The 19,528-nt window shown below is 62.1% G+C and carries 16 protein-coding genes and 1 riboswitch; of the genes, 9 read left to right on the plus strand and 7 right to left on the minus strand.

Annotation, left to right across the window (positions count from 1 at the left end; genetic code table 11):
• Nucleotides 1-3 precede the first annotated feature (3 nt).
• The 3 genes from KI241_RS25345 to tkt all read right to left on the minus strand — a co-directional run bounded on the left by KI241_RS25345 (nt 4) and on the right by tkt (nt 4,420).
• A complete protein-coding gene (locus KI241_RS25345) occupies nt 4-1,167 on the minus strand; it encodes a phosphoglycerate kinase (RefSeq protein WP_047735883.1) in 1,164 nt (387 codons plus the stop codon).
• 24 nt (nt 1,168-1,191) lie between these two features.
• A complete protein-coding gene (epd, locus tag KI241_RS25350; RefSeq protein WP_042732121.1) occupies nt 1,192-2,274 on the minus strand; it encodes an erythrose-4-phosphate dehydrogenase in 1,083 nt (360 codons plus the stop codon).
• A gap of 148 nt (nt 2,275-2,422) precedes the next feature.
• Nucleotides 2,423-4,420: a transketolase gene (gene tkt, locus KI241_RS25355; protein WP_042732120.1), complete on the minus strand. Its 1,998-nt coding sequence runs from the start codon at nt 4,418-4,420 to the stop codon at nt 2,423-2,425.
• Between the two features lie 271 nt (nt 4,421-4,691).
• Between tkt and KI241_RS25360 the strand changes: the two genes are divergently transcribed.
• The 4 genes from KI241_RS25360 to KI241_RS25375 all read left to right on the plus strand — a co-directional run bounded on the left by KI241_RS25360 (nt 4,692) and on the right by KI241_RS25375 (nt 9,232).
• Nucleotides 4,692-5,687 (plus strand): metalloregulator ArsR/SmtB family transcription factor, encoded by a 996-nt coding sequence (locus KI241_RS25360; RefSeq protein WP_123579163.1) that lies wholly within the window; start codon nt 4,692-4,694, stop codon nt 5,685-5,687.
• A 19-nt stretch (nt 5,688-5,706) separates the two neighbouring features.
• Nucleotides 5,707-6,897 carry a methionine adenosyltransferase gene (gene metK, locus KI241_RS25365; RefSeq protein WP_042729543.1) on the plus strand — a complete coding sequence of 397 codons (1,191 nt, stop codon included), beginning with the start codon at nt 5,707-5,709 and terminating at the stop codon, nt 6,895-6,897.
• Between the two features lie 175 nt (nt 6,898-7,072).
• Complete coding sequence (gene ligB / locus KI241_RS25370; RefSeq protein ID WP_042729542.1) at nt 7,073-8,746, plus strand: NAD-dependent DNA ligase LigB; 1,674 nt, start codon at nt 7,073-7,075, stop codon at nt 8,744-8,746.
• A 90-nt stretch (nt 8,747-8,836) separates the two neighbouring features.
• The gene (locus KI241_RS25375) at nt 8,837-9,232 is read left to right on the plus strand and encodes a DUF1090 domain-containing protein (RefSeq protein ID WP_042729541.1); all 396 of its coding nucleotides are present in this window, start codon (nt 8,837-8,839) and stop codon (nt 9,230-9,232) included.
• Between the two features lie 91 nt (nt 9,233-9,323).
• Here the strand turns inward: KI241_RS25375 and KI241_RS25380 are convergent, their stop codons facing one another.
• Nucleotides 9,324-9,773 (minus strand): cytochrome c, encoded by a 450-nt coding sequence (locus tag KI241_RS25380; protein WP_042729540.1) that lies wholly within the window; start codon nt 9,771-9,773, stop codon nt 9,324-9,326.
• Nucleotides 9,774-9,898: 125 nt separating this feature from the next.
• Between KI241_RS25380 and KI241_RS25385 the strand changes: the two genes are divergently transcribed.
• On the plus strand, nt 9,899-11,086 hold the full coding sequence (locus KI241_RS25385; RefSeq protein ID WP_042729539.1) for an MltA domain-containing protein: 1,188 nt from the start codon (nt 9,899-9,901) through the stop codon (nt 11,084-11,086).
• A gap of 63 nt (nt 11,087-11,149) precedes the next feature.
• Here the strand turns inward: KI241_RS25385 and KI241_RS25390 are convergent, their stop codons facing one another.
• The gene (locus tag KI241_RS25390; protein WP_042729538.1) at nt 11,150-11,533 is read right to left on the minus strand and encodes an MAPEG family protein; all 384 of its coding nucleotides are present in this window, start codon (nt 11,531-11,533) and stop codon (nt 11,150-11,152) included.
• 369 nt (nt 11,534-11,902) lie between these two features.
• Between KI241_RS25390 and KI241_RS25395 the strand changes: the two genes are divergently transcribed.
• Together KI241_RS25395 and KI241_RS25400 are read left to right on the plus strand one after the other, a co-directional pair.
• Nucleotides 11,903-13,063: an MFS transporter gene (locus KI241_RS25395; RefSeq protein ID WP_042729537.1), complete on the plus strand. Its 1,161-nt coding sequence runs from the start codon at nt 11,903-11,905 to the stop codon at nt 13,061-13,063.
• Between the two features lie 243 nt (nt 13,064-13,306).
• On the plus strand, nt 13,307-15,355 hold the full coding sequence (locus KI241_RS25400) for a patatin-like phospholipase family protein (protein ID WP_237614144.1): 2,049 nt from the start codon (nt 13,307-13,309) through the stop codon (nt 15,353-15,355).
• On the opposite strand, the gene KI241_RS25405 is transcribed toward KI241_RS25400, so the two are convergent.
• Entirely contained in the window at nt 15,276-16,151 is an 876-nt protein-coding gene (locus tag KI241_RS25405) for a formate/nitrite transporter family protein (protein WP_042729536.1), read from the minus strand. The genes KI241_RS25400 and KI241_RS25405 overlap by 80 nt on opposite strands.
• Before the next feature lie 177 nt (nt 16,152-16,328).
• Nucleotides 16,329-16,730: a hotdog domain-containing protein gene (locus KI241_RS25410; protein WP_042729535.1), complete on the minus strand. Its 402-nt coding sequence runs from the start codon at nt 16,728-16,730 to the stop codon at nt 16,329-16,331.
• Between the two features lie 190 nt (nt 16,731-16,920).
• Nucleotides 16,921-17,027, plus strand: a riboswitch (S-adenosyl-L-homocysteine riboswitch).
• A gap of 23 nt (nt 17,028-17,050) precedes the next feature.
• Here KI241_RS25410 and ahcY point away from each other — a divergent pair.
• Both ahcY and metF read left to right on the plus strand, forming a co-directional pair.
• Nucleotides 17,051-18,460 carry an adenosylhomocysteinase gene (gene ahcY / locus KI241_RS25415; protein ID WP_042729534.1) on the plus strand — a complete coding sequence of 470 codons (1,410 nt, stop codon included), beginning with the start codon at nt 17,051-17,053 and terminating at the stop codon, nt 18,458-18,460.
• Between the two features lie 160 nt (nt 18,461-18,620).
• Nucleotides 18,621-19,466, plus strand: coding sequence for a methylenetetrahydrofolate reductase [NAD(P)H] (gene metF, locus KI241_RS25420; RefSeq protein WP_042729533.1), 846 nt, complete (start codon nt 18,621-18,623; stop codon nt 19,464-19,466).
• The last annotated feature ends 62 nt before the right edge of the window (nt 19,467-19,528 follow it).

Here is a 19,528-nt window from a genome sequence, read left to right on the forward strand (position 1 = left end):
GCCTCAGGCCTTGGCCCGGCTTTCCAGGACTTCCACGGCCGGCAGCACTTTGCCCTCGACGAATTCGAGGAACGCGCCACCCCCGGTAGAAATGTAGGAGATCTGCTCGGCCACGCCATATTTATCGATGGCCGCCAGGGTGTCGCCGCCGCCCGCGATGGAAAATGCCGCGCTCTCGGCGATCGCCTGGGCCAGCACCTTGGTGCCGTTGCCGAACTGGTCGAACTCGAACACGCCCACCGGGCCGTTCCACAGGATCGTCTGGGACGATTTCAACAGTTCGGCGAAATTGGCCGCGGTTTGCGGGCCGATGTCGAGGATCATGTCGTCTTCGGCCACGTCGGCGATCAGCTTCACGGTCGCGGCAGCGCTTTCGGCGAACTCCTTGGCCACCACCACGTCCACCGGCAACGGCACGCTGACCTTGGCGGCGATGTCCCGGGCCGTGTCCAGCAGGTCCGGCTCATACAGGGACTTGCCGACCGGGTGACCGGCTGCCGCAAGGAAGGTGTTGGCGATACCGCCACCTACGATCAGTTGGTTGCAGACCTGACTCAGGCTGTTGAGCACATCGAGCTTGGTCGACACCTTGGAGCCGGCGACGATGGCCGCCATCGGCTGGGCCGGGGAGCCCAGGGCCTTGCCCAGGGCGTCCAGTTCGGCGGCCAGCAGCGGGCCGGCGGCGGCGACCTTGGCGAACTTCGCCACGCCATGGGTCGACCCCTCGGCGCGGTGGGCGGTGCCGAACGCGTCCATCACGAATACGTCGCACAGGGCGGCGTATTGCTGGGCCAGTTCATCGGCGTTCTTTTTCTCGCCCTTGTTGAAGCGTACGTTTTCAAACAGCACGACATCGCCGGCCTTCACGTCCACGCCGCCCAGGTAGTCAGCCACCAGAGGCACCTCACGACCCAGGGCACGGCTCAGGTAGTCGGCCACGGGCTTGAGGCTGTTTTCGGCCGAGAACTCGCCTTCGGTCGGGCGGCCCAGGTGGGAGCAGACCATCACGGCCGCGCCTTTTTCCAGGGCCAGCTTGATGGTCGGCAGCGAAGCCAGGATACGTGCGTCGCTGGTGACAACACCGTCCTTGACGGGGACGTTGAGGTCTTCGCGAATCAGTACACGCTTACCTTGCAGATCGAGGTCGGACATCTTCAACACGGTCATGGGTCGCAATTCCTGGGTAACTGTTTAGAGAGCAGGTTTGTTGGAAGCACTGAGCGGGCCAGAATGCGCCGTCGCTGCTTGCAGGTAATGTTCAGCAACGTCGAGCATTCGGTTGGCAAAACCCCATTCGTTGTCGAACCAGGCCAGGATGTTCACGAGCCGCGGCCCGGAAACACGGGTCTGGCTGGCATCGACGATGGCCGAATGGGGGTCATGGTTAAAATCACAGCTGGCATGAGGCAATTCGGTGTAGGCCAGAAGGCCTTTGAGCGGGCCGCTGGTGGCGGCTTCGCGCAGGATCCGGTTGACCTCGGTGGCGTCGGTATCGCTCACGGTCTGCATCGTGATATCGAGGCAGGACACGTTGACCGTCGGCACCCGCACGGCTTTGGCCTGAATTCGCCCCGCAAGTTCCGGCAGCAGCCGTTCGATGCCGCGCGCCAGACCAGTGGACACCGGAATCACCGACTGGAACGCCGAACGGGTGCGGCGCAGGTCTTCGTGGTGATAGGCGTCGATCACCGGCTGATCGTTCATCGCCGAGTGGATGGTGGTGATCGACACGTATTCCAGGCCGATGGCCTGGTCCAGCAGGCGCAACAGCGGCACGCCGCAGTTGGTGGTGCAGGACGCGTTGGACACCAGCAGTTCGTCGCCCGCCAGGCAATCCTGGTTCACGCCGTAGACGATGGTCGCGTCCACATCCGCTTCGCTGGCCATCGGTTGGGAGAACAGCACGCGGGGCGCGCCGGCCGCGAGAAAACGCTGGCCGTCTTCGCGGGTGTGGTAGGCGCCGGAACATTCGAGCACCAGGTCGACGCCCAGGGACGCCCAGTCGATGCCTTCGGGGGTGGCACTGCGCAGGACCTTCACGCAGTCACCATTGATATGCAGACAATCGCCCTCGACCCGCACTTCGCCCGGGAACCGGCCGTGGGTGGAGTCAAAGCGTGTCAGGTATTCGATACTGGCCATGTCGGCCAGATCGTTGATCGCGACAATTTCAAACCCGGCCTTCGCCCCTCGCTCGAACAACGCACGCAAGACGCAACGACCAATCCGGCCGTAGCCGTTGAGTGCAACTTTGTAGGGACGCGGTTGGGGCATGGGGGTCTCTATTACCGTATTGGACCTTCAATCCACTGTCGCCTGGAACACCGTCTTCGCGAGCAAGCCCGCTCCCACATGAGAAGGTAATCCTCTGTGGGAGCGGGCTTGCTCGCGAAGGCGCCGGCCCAGGCGACATCTTTGCGGATCAGTCTTCCAGCAACTCTTCAGCCTGGCCCAGGATGTTGTCCAGGGTGAAGCCGAACTCCTCGAACAGCGCCGGCGCAGGCGCCGATTCGCCGTAGGTGGTCATGCCGATCACGCGACCTTCCAGGCCGACGTACTTGTACCAGTAATCGGCATGAGCTGCCTCGATGGCGATCCGGGCGCTGACCTGCAGCGGCAGTACCGCCTGCTTGTAGCCGGCGTCCTGGGCGTCAAACACGCTGGTGCACGGCATCGACACCACGCGTACGTTGCGACCCTGCGCGGTCAGCTTGTCGTAGGCCTGGACGGCCAGGCCAACTTCGGAGCCGGTGGCGATCAGGATCAGTTCCGGCTCGCCGATGCAGTCCTTGAGCACGTAGCCACCGCGAGCGATGTCGTCGATCTGGCCGGCTTCGCGCACTTGGTGTTGCAGGTTCTGACGGGAGAAGATCAGCGCCGATGGGCCGTCGTTACGCTCGATCGCGTACTTCCAGGCCACCGCCGACTCCACGGCGTCGCAAGGGCGCCAGGTGTCCAGGTTCGGCGTGCAGCGCAGGCTGGCCAGTTGCTCGATCGGCTGGTGAGTCGGGCCGTCTTCGCCCAGGCCGATGGAGTCGTGGGTGAACACGTAGAGCACGCGTTTCTTCATCAGGGCCGACATGCGCACGGCATTGCGGGCGTATTCCATGAACATCAGGAAGGTCGCGCCGTAAGGCACCAGGCCACCGTGCAGCGCCACGCCGTTCATGATGGCGCTCATGCCGAATTCACGAACACCGTAGTACATGTAGTTGCCGCTGGCGTCTTCGGCGCTGACACCCTTGCAGCCTTTCCACAGGGTCAGGTTGGAACCGGCCAGGTCGGCCGAACCGCCCAGCAGTTCGGGCAGCAGCGGGCCAAAGGCATTGAGGGTGTTCTGGCTGGCCTTGCGGCTGGCGATGGTCTCGCCCTTGGCCGCGACTTCGGCGATGTACGCCGAGGCCTTGGCGGCGAAGTCGGCCGGCAGCTCGCCGCTGAGGCGACGCACCAGCTCATTGGCCAACTCAGGGAATTCGGCGCTGTAGGCCGCGAAACGCTGGTCCCAATCGGCTTCGACGGCGCGGCCTTTTTCCTTGGCGTCCCACTCGGCATAGATGTCGGCCGGGATTTCGAACGGGCCATGGTTCCACTTCAGCGCCGCGCGGGTCAGGGCGATTTCCTCGGCGCCCAGGGGAGCGCCGTGGCAGTCTTCCTTGCCCTGCTTGTTCGGCGAGCCGAAGCCGATGGTGGTCTTGCAGCAGATCAGGGTCGGCTGGGCACTTTTGCGAGCGGTTTCGATGGCGGTCTTGATCTCTTCCGGGTCATGACCGTCGACGTTGCGGATCACCAGCCAGTTGTAGGCTTCGAAACGCTTGGGGGTGTCGTCGGTGAACCAGCCTTCGACTTCACCGTCGATGGAGATCCCGTTGTCGTCGTAGAAGGCGATCAGCTTGTCCAGGCCCAAGGTGCCGGCCAGGGAGGCGACTTCGTGGGAAATACCTTCCATCATGCAGCCATCACCCAGGAACACGTAGGTGTGGTGATCGACCACGTTATGGCCGGGACGGTTGAACTGCGCCGCCAGGACTTTTTCCGCGAGGGCGAAGCCCACGGCGTTGGCCAGGCCCTGGCCCAGCGGGCCGGTGGTGGTTTCCACGCCTGGGGTGTAGCCGTATTCCGGGTGGCCCGGGGTGCGGCTGTGCAACTGGCGGAAGTTCTTCAGGTCATCGATCGACAGGTCATAGCCGGTCAGGTGCAGCAGCGAGTAGATCAACATCGAGCCGTGGCCGTTGGACAGCACGAAGCGGTCACGGTCGGCGAACGATGGATTGCTCGGGCTGTGCTTGAGGTAGTCGCGCCAAAGCACCTCGGCGATATCCGCCATACCCATAGGGGCACCGGGATGGCCGCTGTTGGCTTTCTGCACGGCATCCATGCTGAGGGCACGAATGGCATTGGCTCGCTCACGACGGCTGGGCATCGCTGATCTCCTGCGGGAATTGAATCGAGAATGAATAAAACGAAACTGAAAAAGGCGAGCATTTTCCCTCACCCACCCGCCCCGGGGCAATGACAGATAGTCATCGGCAGGCGTTTTTCCGGTGGATAAAGTCTCATTCGCCAGGTGAAACCTTTCCGCTGATGGATTGTAGAGTCCGGCACGCGGCGGGAAGTGCCATTTATCAAGCAATATCAAAACTTTTTGATATTGACCTTGCGATGCACCGCCCCCCTCACTAGACTGCCGCCTTATGAACTTACACGTGCCTTCCATTCGCCACGACGATTGCGATGAGCTGGCGGCCCTTTGCAAGGCCGGCGGCGATCCGTTGCGGCTCAATGTATTGCGCGCCCTGGCGAACGACTCGTTCGGCGTGCTGGAACTGGCGCAGATCTTCGGCATCGGCCAGTCCGGCATGAGCCACCACCTCAAGGTCCTGGCCCAGGCCGACCTGGTGGCCACCCGCCGCGAAGGCAACGCCATTTTCTATCGCCGCGCCCTGCCCCACACCGATCTTCTGGGCGGCAAGCTGCACGCCGCGCTGCTGGACGAAGTGGACGCGCTGCAGTTGCCGACGGACGTGCAGGCACGCATCGCACAGGTCCACAAGCAACGGGCCGCCGCCAGCCAGGACTTCTTCGCCCGTGTGGCCGAAAAATTCCGCGCCCAGCAAGACCTGATCGCCGGTCTGCCGCAATACCGCGAAAGCGTGGTGGCGCTGCTGGACAAGCTCGGCTTCGAGCCCACGGCCAGCGCGATCGAAGTCGGCCCTGGCGACGGCGCGTTCCTGCCGGAACTGGCGCGGCGTTTTAACCAGGTCACGGCGCTGGACAACAGCCCGGCCATGCTCGAACTGGCGCGCCAGGTGTGCGAGCGGGAAAACCTGGCTAACGTCAGCCTGCAACTGGCCGATGCCCTGGATGGCCTCAACCAGCAGGCCGACTGCGTGGTATTGAACATGGTGCTCCACCACTTCGCCGCACCGGCCGATGCCCTCAAGCACTTGGCCAGCCTGGTGCAAACGGGCGGCAGTCTGCTGGTAACCGAGTTATGCAGCCACAACCAGAGCTGGGCCAGGGAGGCCTGCGGAGATCTCTGGCTGGGGTTTGAACAGGATGACCTGGCCCGTTGGGCCTCCGCTGCGGGCCTTGTGCCCGGGGAAAGCCTCTATGTGGGCTTACGCAATGGTTTCCAGATCCAGGTTCGCCACTTCCAGCGACCGACTGGCGACACTCACCAACGGTAACTTGTAGGAAAACATCGAGATGAGCGAATACTCCCTTTTCACCTCCGAGTCCGTGTCTGAAGGGCATCCGGACAAAATCGCCGACCAGATTTCCGATGCCGTGCTGGACGCCATCATCGCGGAAGACAAATTCGCCCGCGTGGCGTGCGAGACGCTGGTGAAAACGGGCGTGGCGATCATCGCCGGCGAAGTCACCACCTCGGCCTGGGTCGACCTGGAACAGATCGTCCGTGACGTGATCCTGGGCATCGGCTACAACAGTTCCGACGTCGGCTTCGACGGCGCTACCTGCGGCGTGATGAACATCATCGGCAAGCAATCGGTAGACATCGCCCAAGGCGTTGACCGCAGCAAGCCGGAAGACCAGGGCGCCGGCGACCAGGGCCTGATGTTCGGCTACGCCAGCAACGAAACCGACGTGCTGATGCCAGCCCCGATCACCTTCTCCCACCAGTTGGTCCAGCGTCAGGCCGAAGCCCGCAAATCCGGCCTGCTGCCGTGGTTGCGTCCGGACGCCAAGTCCCAGGTCACCTGCCGTTATGAAAATGGCAAGGTAGTGGGTATCGACGCCATCGTGCTGTCGACCCAGCACAACCCTGAAGTGTCCTACAAAGATCTGCGCGAAGGCGTGATGGAGCTGATCGTCAAGCACGTATTGCCTGCCGAGCTGCTGTCCAAGGACACCCAGTTCCACATCAACCCGACCGGCAACTTCATCATCGGTGGCCCGGTGGGTGACTGCGGCCTGACCGGTCGCAAGATCATCGTCGACAGCTACGGCGGCATGGCCCGTCACGGCGGCGGCGCGTTTTCCGGCAAGGATCCATCCAAGGTCGACCGTTCGGCCGCCTACGCCGGTCGCTACGTCGCCAAGAACATCGTGGCCGCCGGCCTGGCCGAGCGTTGCGAGATCCAGGTTTCCTACGCCATCGGCGTCGCCCAGCCAACGTCGATCTCGCTGAACACCTTCGGCACCGGCAAGATCGGCGACGACAAGATCATCAAGCTGGTGCGTGAAGTGTTCGACCTGCGTCCTTACGCCATCACCACCATGCTCGACCTGCTGCACCCGATGTACCAGGAAACCGCCGCCTACGGCCACTTCGGCCGCACGCCGCAGACCCGTACCGTCGGTGACGATACCTTCACCACCTTCACCTGGGAAAAAACCGACCGCGCCGATGCCCTGCGCGCCGCTGCCGGCCTGTAATACCCGCGTGACATGAAAAAGCCCCTGGCGACCCGGTTGCCAGGGGCTTTTTCATGCCCGGCGCTTTGTATGCCGCCAGGGCAATCAGGCGGGTAAAACCCGGTAACGCTCTCGACCGCCCAGTGCGCGCGACAGTGACTAGCCTTCAAGTCACTCAACGAGCAAGGATGCCTCGATGCCACTGCCCGCATTTGTATTCATCGGTCTTCTATTCACCACCCTACCCGTCACTGCGGTGCCCTGCCCAACCTGGCCCGAGGAACGCGCCCAGGCCGAGGTGGCCGCCGTGCAGCAACAAATCGACAGCTGGGACGACAGCTATCACCGCGAGGGGCGCGCAGAGGTCGCCGATGAACTGTACGACCAGGCCCGCGAGCAACTGGAGCAATGGCGCAAATGCCTGGGCCTGGAGAAGCCCGCGAGCCCATTGCGCACGGCTGGTGGAAAGGTCGCGCACCCGGTGGCCCACACCGGCTTGGACAAACTCAAGGATGCCGACGCCGTGCAAGCCTGGCTGCAGGATCGAGAAGACGTCTGGGCCCAGCCGAAAGTCGATGGCGTAGCCGTTACGCTGATCTACCGCAAGGGCCGGCTGCACCAGGCGATCAGCCGCGGCGATGGCGTACAGGGACACGACTGGACTGCGAACGCGCGAAAGATCGGCGCCATCCCCCAGCACTTGCAGCAACGTTCGGACGTGCGAGTTCAGGGCGAGTTGTATTGGCGCCTGAATGCCCACGTCCAGGCACAAAGCGGCAGCCTCAACGCCCGCGGGACGGTGGCGGGACTGATGGCGCGCCAGCATTTGACGGCGCAGGAGGCGGCGGGGATCGGTCTGTTTGCCTGGGACTGGCCAGAAGGGCCCGACACCCTGACCGAACGGATGACGGCCTTGGGCAAGCTGGGTTTTGCCGACACCCTCACATACAACCAGCCTGTCCACACCCTGGCCGACGCCGAGCATTGGCGCGATCACTGGTATCGCACGCCACTGCCGTTTGCCAGCGATGGGATCGTCCTGCGCCAGAGCCGCCGTCCACCCGCCGACCGCTGGCAGGCCCGGGCACCGTTCTGGAGCGTGGCCTGGAAGTACCCCCACGCCCAGGCGCTGGCCGAAGTACGCAAAGTGCGCTTCAAGATCGGGCGCACCGGGCGGATCACACCGCTGCTGGAACTTGAACCGACCCTGCTCGACGACCGGCTCATCCGCCGGGTGAGTGTCAGCTCCCTCAAGCGCTGGGAAGCATTGGACATCCGGCCCGGCGACCGAGTCGCCATCAGCCTGGCCGGGTTGACGATTCCGCGTCTCGACGACGTCGTGCTGCGCGGCGCCATGCGTGACGCCATCGACGTACCGGTGGCAACCGATTATCACCCGTTGAGCTGCTGGCAACCGACGCCCGGCTGCGAAAGCCAATTCCTCGCACGCCTGAACTGGCTCAGCGGCAAGCAGGGGCTCGCCCTGCCCCACGTCGGCCCCGGCACCTGGGAAAAACTCCTGGCGGCCGGTCGACTCGACGGATTGCTGGATTGGATGACCCTCGATGCCGCCGAGCTTGCTAACATGACCGGCTTCGGCGAACGCAGCAGCACCCGCCTGCTCGCCAGTCTGCATGGCGCCCGGCAGCGGCCTTTTCGGCAATGGCTCAAGGCCCTCGGCCTACCGCCCGTTGGCGAGGCACGGCTGGAAGGCCCCTGGCAGGCGCTGGCCGAGCGCAGCACCGAACAATGGCAAGCCGAAACGGGTATTGGACCGGGGCGCGCCGCGCAATTGAGCGCGTTTTTTGGCGACCCTCAGGTGCAAGCCTTGAGTGACGTGTTACGCGCCGCCGGAGTCGACGGGTTCTGATCCGTACCCGTGTGGTTGAACCCAAGGGGCCCCTGGGGGCTCCAACTGCGCATCTGAACCGACCGCTCGCGATTTAATTACGGAGTTGCTATGAATTTCCTGTCCCCCGCCGCCCTGCTGGTCCTGTGCAGCGCCATGGCCACGCCGCTGATGGCGGACGAGCAAGCCCCGGAGCTCACCGGCTGCGCGGCCAAGCGCCAGGGCATCATCAACCAGATCGAACTGGCCAAGTCCCGTGGCAACCAGGATCAGCAAGCCGGCCTGGAGACGGCGCTGAGCGAGGTCACCACCCATTGCACCGACGCGTCCTTGCGCAAGGAGCGTGAAAACAAGGTGCTCGAGGCCAAGCACGAAGTCAGCCGACGCCAGGCCGACCTGGAAAAAGCCATGAAGAAAGGCGACGCCGAGCGGATCAACAAACGCAAGGACAAGCTGGCGACCTCCCGCAAGGAGTTGCAGGAAGCCGTGGATGAGCTGGACAAATAAGCGGCAAGTTTCAAGCTAAAGGCGTCAAGTTATGGCGAACCGCTAGCCTTTTACTTGCCGCTTGTGGCTGGCCACTCGAAGCTGCTCTATTTCAATGATCGCGAAATTCCTTATGGCAGGCACTGCACGCATCTTCGACCTTCTGCACCGCCGGCCCCAGGTTGCTGGCCTTGTAGGGCTGGACCTGGCTGACCGTCACCAATTCGCCGGTCGCCACCTCAAGGTTGCGGGCCAGTTCCTGGAAACGTGCCTGTTTCTGCCAGACCTCATCCCGGGCGCTGGTGTGGTCTTGCTCGCGCACTGGCGGGAAGTGCTTCCACGGCTCATGGGACAGTCGATCGAGCTGCACCGCGCCCTCGGCGAAACGCGTGCCGTCGAACGGGACCCGACCACGCAGCATGCCGCCCAGTTCTTCGTTGGTCTTGAGCATCTGTTTGAAAATCGCCTTGCGCTGGCCCAAGGGAGAGTTGGGATCGACGCCGCCACAAGCGGACAACAGCAGGCAGGCCAGCATGACCATGGAAAATCGTTTTACAAACATCTTGGCCTCGGGACAGGAAACGGCGGTTAGTATCCTCGCGTCATCGGTAAAGACCAATGGCCCCATCAACAATACGGGTTGTTCACGCGCCTGACAGCGTTTGAATGACTGCAAGGGAAATCTTCATGAACAGTCGCTCCAAGACCTGGCACCTGGGCCTGGCGTTGACCTTGCCGCTACTCGCTGTGCTGGCCGGCTGCAACCGCGGCGAAAAAACCGAAGCGCCCCAGACCCACGCCCTCGCCACGTATGCCAGCGCGCCATGGGAAGCGCTGCCGCCTGTGTCCGACCAGGATCTGTTGGCCGGTTTCGCCTCCTGGCGCAGCGCCTGTACCCGGCTCAAGGCCGATGCGAATTGGGGCCCGACCTGCGCGGCGGCGGCTACGGTGCCGCAGACCGCCACGGCTGTGCGCAACTTCCTCAAGCAAAACCTGGACGTCTATGGCCTGCGCTCGGGCGACAACAGCCCCAACGGCCTGATCACCGGCTATTACGAGCCGGTCTACCCCGGCAGCCTCACCCAGACCGCCAGCGCGAACATCCCGGTGTACGGCGTGCCCGACGACATGATCATCGTGGCCCTGGACAGCATCTACCCCGAACTCAAGGGTAAGCGCCTGCGCGGACGTCTCGAAGGTCGCGTGCTCAAGCCCTACGACGACGCCGCCACCATCGAAACCCAGGGCGTGAAGGCGCCGGTGATCGCCTGGCTGACAGACCCGATGAACCTGCAATTCCTGCAAATCCAGGGTTCGGGGCGGATTCGCCTCGATGACGGCCGCCAGTTGCGCATCGGCTATGCCGACCAGAATGGCCACCCTTACCGGCCCATCGGCCGCTGGCTGGCGGAACAGGGCGAGCTGAAGAAAGAAGACGTGACCATGGGTACCATCGCCGCCTGGGCCAAGGCCAACCCGAAGCGGATCCCGGAGTTGCTGGGCAGCAACCCCAGCTACGTGTTTTTCAACCGCAACCCCGACAGCAACGAAGGCCCGCGAGGCTCGCTGAACGTGCCGCTGACCGCCGGCTACAGCGTGGCGGTGGACCGCAAGGTGATTCCGTTGGGCAGCCTGTTGTGGCTGTCCACGACGCGCCCCGACGGCAGTGCCTTGAACCGCCCCGTCGCCGCCCAGGACACCGGTGGCGCAATCACCGGAGAAGTACGTGCGGACCTGTTCTGGGGCACCGGGGACGCCGCCGGGCAGTTGGCCGGGGACATGAAGCAGCAGGGCCAGATCTGGATGCTATGGCCCAAAGGAATGCCATTGCCGCAAGTGCCACAGGTGGCGAATGCGGTCAGCGCCAATCCCTGAGGGTTTTGGCGCCAGCGGTCCCCTCTTGGCGAGCAAGCCAGCATCAGGCCCCAGCAGCCAGGCTCAAACCGAAACGAAGAAGAAACTCAACACCAATCCCACGCCCACGAACCACACCAGCGAACGCAGGATCGCCCAGTCGGCCAGGTAGCAAATGATGTAGAGCAGGCGGCTGGTGATGAACAGCACCGCCAACACATTGATCGTCACCAGCTCGGCATTGCCGGCCAGGTGCGCGACGATCACGGCGGCAGCGAACGCCGGGGCGATTTCGAAGCTGTTGAGCTGTGCGGCATAGGCGCGCCGCGGCCAGCCGTCGAGCGATTCGAGAAAATCCCGAGGGTCGTGGTTGTCCTGCAACCGATACCTGCCGCCTATCTTGGCAAGACCGATACACAGGTAAGGCAGGATGATCGCAATCAAAATACACCACAGGGCCACCGTCATGACGCAGTTCCTTTTTTTAAGTGTTATGGACAATCGAGCATCAGGGCGCCGGTCAGAACATCACCACCGACGTGCCAATCCGCACCGGCCCGCAGCCTAAGAGCCGCGGCCGGGCAAAAGGTTCTTTCAGGCCATGCACGCCGTTGCGGGCATGGCATCCCCCCTGTCCGGTTTCACGCCCGCAAGGGCACAAATTGATTCGCGATCCCGGGACAGCTGTTTATACTGCACGCAACCACGCCGCACTCAGTTGCGCATGCACCTATTCCAATAATTTCCAATAATTGTGCCGATATCCGCGCCCTTCGAGCCGGACGTCGGCCTGCGTATGCCTGAACCGCGTCAAGACTATAGACAGAGACCTTGCGCATGCCACTCGCCTTGCTTGCTTTGGCCGTCGCCGCTTTCGGCATCGGCACGACTGAATTCGTCATCATGGGGCTATTGCCCGATGTCGCCCGCGACCTGGCGGTGAGCATTCCCCAGGCCGGGCTGCTGATCACCGGTTATGCCCTGGGTGTGGTGTTCGGCGCGCCGATCCTCGCCATCGGCACCGCCAACATGCCGCGCAAAGCCACATTGCTGGGCATGACCTTGATGTTCATCCTCGGCAACGTGCTCTGCGCGCTAGCACCGAACTACGCCACGCTGATGGCCGCCCGGGTCATTACCGCGCTGTGCCACGGAGCGTTTTTCGGCATCGGTTCGGTGGTGGCGGCCGGGCTGGTGGCGCCGAATAAACGGGCCCAGGCGATTGCCATGATGTTCACCGGCCTGACCCTGGCAAACGTGCTCGGCGTGCCGTTGGGCACGGCCCTGGGCCAATACGCCGGCTGGCGCGCAACGTTCTGGGCGGTGGCGGTCATCGGCGTCATCGCAGCCGCCGCCCAATGGGTCTGGCTGCCCAGGGAGATCCCCATGGAGAAGGCCAATCTGGCCAGCGAGTTCAAGGTCCTGGGCAAGGCCAACGTGCTCCTGGCCCTGGGCATGAGCGTGCTGGCCTCCACCAGCCTGTTCAGCGTGTTCACCTACATCGCGCCGATCCTGCGGGACATCACTGGCGTCAGCCCTCACGGCGTCACGGTGATGCTGCTGTTGTTCGGGGTCGGCCTGACGGCGGGCAGTTTCCTTGGCGGCCGCCTGGCCGACCGGCGCCTGTTGCCGTCACTGGTGGGCATGACCCTGGCCGTGGTGCTGGTGCTGGCCGCGTTCAGCCAGACCAGTCAATCGGTAATTGCGGCGGCGATCACTCTGGTGCTGTGGGGCATCTTCGCCTTCGCCCTGTGCCCGATCCTGCAACTGCTGATCATCGACCAGGCCCATGAAGCGCCGAACCTCGGCTCGACCCTGAACCAGAGCGCATTCAACCTCGGCAACGCCGCGGGCGCGTGGATCGGTGGCCTGGTGGTCGCCAGCGGCGCGGATCTGGCGGACCTGCCGTGGACCGGGGCCCTGGTCGGCGGCCTGACGACGTTGACGGCGTTGTTCTTTATTTATCGACAGCGGCGCCTGGCTGCAGTCGCTGCCTGAGGCGACGGAAACCTGCCCTGCCGGCGACAGAATGGGCAACGCATGCTGTAAGACATTGCCAACCTGCTTGCAGGCTATTTTACGTACCGGCTAGGAGCCTCATTCCAGAGCGCTTTCGGAGACAGAGGCTGACGGCCCGCCGCGCGCGGCAGATGTTTTTCCAGTTGCGTCGCGCCACCGGCAGGCCTCCAATTCTCTTTACAGTTCCGTCCTTTCCCTTTCAGGTCAAAGGAACGAACCAGAATGCCATTAATCACTGGGCTCAAACTTTTCTCCACTATTCATCCAAAGGACCCAGCCAACAGCTCATCACAGCAAACGGCCCTGAAAAATGTGGATTGGAGTGGTTTCAGCCAGGGCATCAATGAGCGAGCAAACCCCGGGCGAGCCTGCCTGCTGGTATGCGGTGTGACAGACCGTCGGATGTCGATCGTTCTTCATGAGGACGGCAGCGTCAAAATCAGCATGGACCGGCCTCCCATTGACGATGTAAGCATGAGCGGTGGCGGTGCCAAAGGGGTGGCCAATTCCGGGCTCGTCAAGACACTTACCGAAAACAATGTCATGGATCTTGTCCGAAGGTTTTCAGGGTCTTCCGCAGGCGCCATATCAGCCGCCTTACTCGCCAGCGGCATGAGTCATGCGGATTTCGACAGGATCTCCGACTACGTTTCCCTCGTCTCGTTACTCAACAGTACCCAACCTGACCTTGCCGCCGAACAGGATGAATGGTCGAGGATGGGCAAGAACATGAACGCCATCCCACTGGCTCAATTGCTTTGCGATCTGCTGCCACGCCTGGGTTCCAAGGGAATGCCGCTGGAAGAGTTGATCAGGAAAGAAAGCTATAAGTCACTTTTGCAGCATTGCGTCCAAGGGCCGCTTTCTGAACAGGTGCATAAAGCCGTCGAAAATGTGAAACACAACCAATACGTCACCTTTGCCGACCTGGCGACATTGAGCAAGGAAATCCCGCAAATCAAATCCTTGGAAATCACCGGCACCGCCATGTTCGATAGCGGTGCGCAACTGGTGGTCTTCAGTGCGGACCTGACGCCTGACATGGACATTGCCGTGGCCGCGCATATCTCCGCAGCGCTGCCGGTGGTATTCAGCAAACCGACCTTGCAAGGACAGCCCTTTCAACCGGCAGACGCAACCACTGCATTTGCAGATGGTGGCATCCTGAACAACACACCGATACCAGCCTTGTACAACCCGATGCCCCAAATGAGCCCGATCCCGGAGGGGGAGCCTTTGATCCTGGTGTTCGAGACGGACGAATCGAATCAGAAAAAGCCACGAGGAACGGGAGTATCAGCCCTGGTCGACAAATTCCTCAAGGCTCCACATACGGCACTCTCCGCATTGAATTCCGAACGAATGAAGCCTTTTGCCGACCAGACCATCGTCGTTCCGCTGAAAACCGATAAAGGCGATTACCGTGGTGTGTTTACTGGAACGGTTTACTTCAGTATGCCCACGGAGGTGAAGAATCATCTTCAGGAAGAACTGCGCAAGGCTGTCCAATCCCATCTGGACAAACGCAATGCCACCCAGCAGACCTTCTGGTTTGCTTCGCTCGAGGCAGCCCTGCTGGCACTGGGCGACAAAGAGTTCGACCAACTGGGCGCAGAATTGAAAGGCAACGAAGCCTATGACGAAGTGGCTGCCTTCAGGCAGCAGGCCCAACAAACGCTGGCAAGTCTCAAGAGCGCGATCAAGGAGGCCAACATGACATCCACCCGGCTTGAACCCACTCCACAGATACGCGAGGCCATCGGGACTCTGGATCAGTTGGCGGACAACGCCGGGAAACTGGAGTGGCTGGCAAAACGCATTAACCACCGCAACGACCCGGACTTCATGCAATTGCTGCAAGCGGCCGCCCGTTGGGACAGCGGTGCGACGACCGGCGTCTCAGAGGTGACCCGTCAAGCCATCGAGGAAATGGACCGACGCGACCTTGCTACTCGTGTCGATAATGTCGTGCGAGACGTACTACAGATCTCCCGGTTTCTCGGCGGCCAGCACGACTCGAACCTCAAGCTGCTAGAGGGGGCCATCCGCGACTTGAGGGACGTGCAAACCCCAGAAGCTTTCAACAATGCACTCGAGCGGGTCATTGCCAACTACACATCACGCTATACGGGACTGAAACCCTTCAGTTCAAAAACGGTTGAGCAATTGCGTAACTGGCGGATCAAACCACCTATTCGGGATCTCCAGGCCTTGCAGACGACGTCTTATCTTTCGGAGGTCCCTCTTCGCTTCGAATCTGCGCGTGGCTGAGCAAGGCAAAGATAAAGCTGCCACCGACAATGTTGCCCGCCAGCGTCGGCCCGGCAAACACCATCCAGAAATCTTCCCAGGGCAGCTCGCCGGCAAACACCAGGTACGACACCTCGGCCGAGCCGACGACAATGTGGGTGAAATCGCCGAGCGCCATCAGGTAGGTGATGAGGATGATGGTCCACATCTTGGCGCTTTCCATGGAGGGGATCATCCAGACCATGGTGGCGATCATCCAGCCGGAAATGATGCCCTTGGCGAACATCTGGCCAGCGTCGTTTTCCATGACCTTGCGACCGATCTCCAGGAAAGCGAGGTCGGTGCGCGGGTCGAAGATCGGCAGGTGCAGCATCACGTAGGCTACCAGCAGGGTGCCGCACAGGTTGCCCACCAGCACCACGCCCCAGAGCCGCAGCAATCGTCCGAAATTGGCCAGGGTGGGTTTGCTCATGACCGGCAACACGGCGGTCAGGGTGTTTTCGGTGAACAATTGCTGGCGGGCAAGGATCACCGCGAGAAAGCCGGCGCAGTAGCCGAAACTGGCGATCACCTTGAAGCCTTCGTGGTCCGGCAGCCGGGAGTTGAGCAAGCCCATCGCCATCAGCGACAGGCCCATGGTCAGCCCGGCCGCCAGGGCCGACCACCAGAGCGCGGCAATGCTGCGCTCCAGTTCCTGGTCGCCCTGGGTGCGGATGATTTCGTGCAGCACCGCTGCCCGTGGCGGCTGGTTGCGGTCGACTTCCTGCTGTTCCTGAGCCGAAAGGTCAGGGGTCTTGCCGTCTTTATGAGTGTCCATACAGCTCCTGAACCGGTGGCGTGATGTAGCTACGACAGGCGGCGTTCGGAGCTGTTCAGTCACCTGGGCCTGAAACCGCTATCGCGAGCAAGCTCGCTCCCACAGGGAGTTTGGTGCCCGATTTCACCGCAGCCCCTTGTGGGAGCGAGCTTGCTCGCGATAGCAGCACCGCCGATCTCACTCGACGACAGCATCCTGGAACTGATCCTTGACGTACTTGATCTCGGTACGGCCATGGGGCGCCGGCAGGCCATCCTCGCCAAGATTGACGAAGACCATCTTCTCCACGGTCAGGATGCTCTTGCGGGTGATTTTGTTGCGCACCTCGCATGTCAGGGTGATGGAGGTACGGCCAAACTCGGTGGCGGTGATCCCCAGCTCGATGATGTCGCCCTGGCGCGAGGCGCTGACAAAGTTGATCTCCGAGATGTACTTGGTGACCACGCGCTGGTTGCCGAGCTGGACGATGGCATAGATGGCCGCCTCTTCGTCGATCCAGCGCAGCAGGCTGCCGCCGAACAGCGTGCCGTTGGGGTTGAGGTCTTCGGGCTTGACCCATTTGCGGGTGTGGAAATTCATGTTCACTCCTGAGTGTCTGGCCGATGAATGGCTGCATCATGGCAGACCGGCCGGTCAGGCTCTACGTCGCGGGTCCTATAACGACCATCGGCAATTTTGATTTGCCGACAGAAACCCTTTGGAAGATCGGCCGAGCCCGTTATAATCGCCACCGCTTCAACCGGTCCTCGCTTTGGACCGTTCCCGCCACCTGTCCGAGGGGCGCTGCAGCAGGCTCGACCTGTCAGGCTCGGATGGGGCGTTGTTCACACGGGGCAACCTGCATGGACACTAAACGCACAACGGCGCCCATTCGCATACATTACGAATGGAGGCTCTTCATGAGCGCTGTTATCACGCCTGCAGATTTTAACGACTACAAAGTTGCCGACATGTCCCTGGCCGCCTGGGGCCGTCGCGAAATCATCATCGCCGAATCCGAAATGCCAGCCCTGATGGGCCTTCGCCGCAAATACGCCGGCGAGCAACCGCTCAAGGGCGCGAAGATCCTCGGCTGCATCCACATGACCATCCAGACCGCCGTGCTGATCGAAACCCTGGTAGCCCTGGGTGCCGAAGTGCGCTGGTCGTCCTGCAACATCTTCTCGACCCAGGACCAGGCCGCCGCCGCCATTGCCGCCGCCGGTATCCCGGTGTTCGCCTGGAAAGGCGAGACCGAGCAAGAGTACGAGTGGTGCCTGGAGCAGACCATCCTCAAGGATGGCCAGCCATGGGACACCAACATGATCCTCGACGACGGCGGCGACCTGACCGAGCTGCTGCACAAGAAATACCCGGCCGTGCTCGAACACGTCCACGGCGTGACCGAAGAGACCACCACCGGCGTGCACCGCCTGCTGGACATGCTGGCCAAGGGCGAACTGAAAATCCCGGCCATCAACGTCAATGACTCGGTGACCAAGAGCAAGAACGACAACAAGTACGGCTGCCGTCACAGCCTCAACGACGCCATCAAGCGCGGCACCGACCACCTGTTGTCGGGCAAGCAGGCGCTGGTGATCGGCTACGGTGACGTGGGCAAGGGCTCGGCCCAGTCCCTGCGCCAGGAAGGCATGATCGTCAAGGTCTCGGAAGTCGACCCGATCTGCGCCATGCAGGCCTGCATGGACGGTTTCGAGCTGGTTTCGCCGTTCATCGACGGGATCAACGACGGCACCGAAGCGAGCGTCGACAAGGCCCTGCTGGGCAAGATCGATCTGATCGTGACCACCACCGGTAACGTCAATGTCTGCGACGCGAACATGCTCAAGGCCCTGAAGAAGCGCGCCGTGGTGTGCAACATCGGTCACTTCGACAATGAAATCGACACCGCCTTCATGCGCAAGCACTGGGCCTGGGAAGAAGTGAAGCCGCAGGTCCACAAGGTACACCGCACCGGCACCGGCAGCTTCGACCCACAGAACGACGACTACCTGATCCTGTTGGCCGAAGGCCGCTTGGTCAACCTGGGCAACGCCACTGGCCACCCGAGCCGGATCATGGACGGTTCGTTCGCCAACCAGGTCCTGGCCCAGATCTTCCTGTTCGGCCAGAAATACGCCGACCTGTCGCCTGCCCAGAAAGCCGAACGCCTGACCGTGGAAGTATTGCCGAAGAAACTCGACGAAGAAGTGGCGCTGGAAATGGTCCGCGGCTTCGGCGGCGTGGTCACCAAGCTGACCAAGCAACAGGCTGACTACATCGGCGTTACCGTCGAAGGCCCGTTCAAGCCGCACGCCTACCGCTACTGATCGGCGCTACTGCCTGCTCTCTCTGTGAGAGCGGGCTTGCTCGCGAAGACGGTGCATCATTCAACGTCTGATGTCGCCTGAGCCAGCGCCTTCGCGAGCAAGCCGCTCCCACATTGTGATGTGCAGGCTTCAAGGCTTACGAGTTTCCAAGGATATGACCATGTCCCAAGACCGTCGCTACAGCTTCGAATTCTTCCCGACGAAGACCGATGCTGGGCATGAAAAACTGATCGCCACTGCCCGCCAGTTGGCGAGCCACAAACCCGACTTCTTCTCCTGCACCTACGGCGCCGGCGGTTCGACCCGTGACCGCACGATGAACACCGTGTTGCAGCTCGAAAGCGAAGTGAAAGTCCCGGCAGCGCCCCACCTGTCCTGCGTGGGCGACAGCAAGGACGACCTGCGCGGCCTGCTGACCCAGTACAAGGCAGCGGGCATCAAGCGCATAGTTGCCCTGCGCGGTGACCTGCCCTCGGGCATGGGCATGGCCAGTGGTGAACTGCGCCACGCCAACGAACTGGTGAGCTTCATTCGTGAAGAGACCGGTGACCACTTCCACATCGAAATCGCCGCTTATCCGGAAATGCACCCGCAGGCGCGCAATTTCGAAGACGATCTGCGCAACTTCGTCCGCAAGGCCCACGCCGGGGCGAACAGCGCCATCACCCAGTACTTCTTCAACGCCGACAGCTACTTCTACTTTGTCGAACGCGTGCGGCAGCTGGGAGTCGACATTCCAGTGGTGCCGGGGATCATGCCGATCACCAACTACAGCAAGCTGGCGCGTTTCTCCGATGCGTGCGGCGCCGAGATCCCACGCTGGATCCGCAAGCAGCTGGAAGCCTATGGTGACGACACGTCCAGCATCCAAAGCTTCGGCGAGGACGTCATCACGCAAATGTGTGAACGTTTGTTACAGGGCGGTGCACCGGGGCTGCATTTCTATACCCTTAACCAGGCCGAGCCAAGCCTGGCGGTATGGAACAACCTCAAACTGCCACGTTAATGGCTTAACGTGCCGGTATGAAAAAGGCCTTGGCACCCTCCAAGGCTTTTTTTTCACCCAAG

It is taken from the genome of Pseudomonas sp. Cab53, assembly GCF_018325965.1.
Classification (GTDB): Bacteria; Pseudomonadota; Gammaproteobacteria; order Pseudomonadales; family Pseudomonadaceae; genus Aquipseudomonas; species Aquipseudomonas chlororaphis_E.

What these genes read in the sequence shown, in the direction of transcription:
- KI241_RS25345 (WP_047735883.1), bottom strand. Translation starts at nt 1,167, where the DNA reads ATGACCGTGTTGAAGATGTCCGACCTCGATCTGCAAGGTAAGCGTGTA.
- tkt (WP_042732120.1), bottom strand. Translation starts at nt 4,420, where the DNA reads ATGCCCAGCCGTCGTGAGCGAGCCAATGCCATTCGTGCCCTCAGCATG.
- KI241_RS25405 (WP_042729536.1), bottom strand. Translation starts at nt 16,151, where the DNA reads ATGGACACTCATAAAGACGGCAAGACCCCTGACCTTTCGGCTCAGGAA.
- epd (WP_042732121.1), bottom strand. Translation starts at nt 2,274, where the DNA reads ATGCCCCAACCGCGTCCCTACAAAGTTGCACTCAACGGCTACGGCCGG.
- metK (WP_042729543.1), top strand. Translation starts at nt 5,707, where the DNA reads ATGAGCGAATACTCCCTTTTCACCTCCGAGTCCGTGTCTGAAGGGCAT.
- KI241_RS25385 (WP_042729539.1), top strand. Translation starts at nt 9,899, where the DNA reads ATGAACAGTCGCTCCAAGACCTGGCACCTGGGCCTGGCGTTGACCTTG.
- ahcY (WP_042729534.1), top strand. Translation starts at nt 17,051, where the DNA reads ATGAGCGCTGTTATCACGCCTGCAGATTTTAACGACTACAAAGTTGCC.
- KI241_RS25360 (WP_123579163.1), top strand. Translation starts at nt 4,692, where the DNA reads ATGAACTTACACGTGCCTTCCATTCGCCACGACGATTGCGATGAGCTG.
- ligB (WP_042729542.1), top strand. Translation starts at nt 7,073, where the DNA reads ATGCCACTGCCCGCATTTGTATTCATCGGTCTTCTATTCACCACCCTA.
- metF (WP_042729533.1), top strand. Translation starts at nt 18,621, where the DNA reads ATGTCCCAAGACCGTCGCTACAGCTTCGAATTCTTCCCGACGAAGACC.
- KI241_RS25400 (WP_237614144.1), top strand. Translation starts at nt 13,307, where the DNA reads ATGCCATTAATCACTGGGCTCAAACTTTTCTCCACTATTCATCCAAAG.
- KI241_RS25380 (WP_042729540.1), bottom strand. Translation starts at nt 9,773, where the DNA reads ATGTTTGTAAAACGATTTTCCATGGTCATGCTGGCCTGCCTGCTGTTG.
- KI241_RS25390 (WP_042729538.1), bottom strand. Translation starts at nt 11,533, where the DNA reads ATGACGGTGGCCCTGTGGTGTATTTTGATTGCGATCATCCTGCCTTAC.
- KI241_RS25375 (WP_042729541.1), top strand. Translation starts at nt 8,837, where the DNA reads ATGAATTTCCTGTCCCCCGCCGCCCTGCTGGTCCTGTGCAGCGCCATG.
- KI241_RS25395 (WP_042729537.1), top strand. Translation starts at nt 11,903, where the DNA reads ATGCCACTCGCCTTGCTTGCTTTGGCCGTCGCCGCTTTCGGCATCGGC.
- KI241_RS25410 (WP_042729535.1), bottom strand. Translation starts at nt 16,730, where the DNA reads ATGAATTTCCACACCCGCAAATGGGTCAAGCCCGAAGACCTCAACCCC.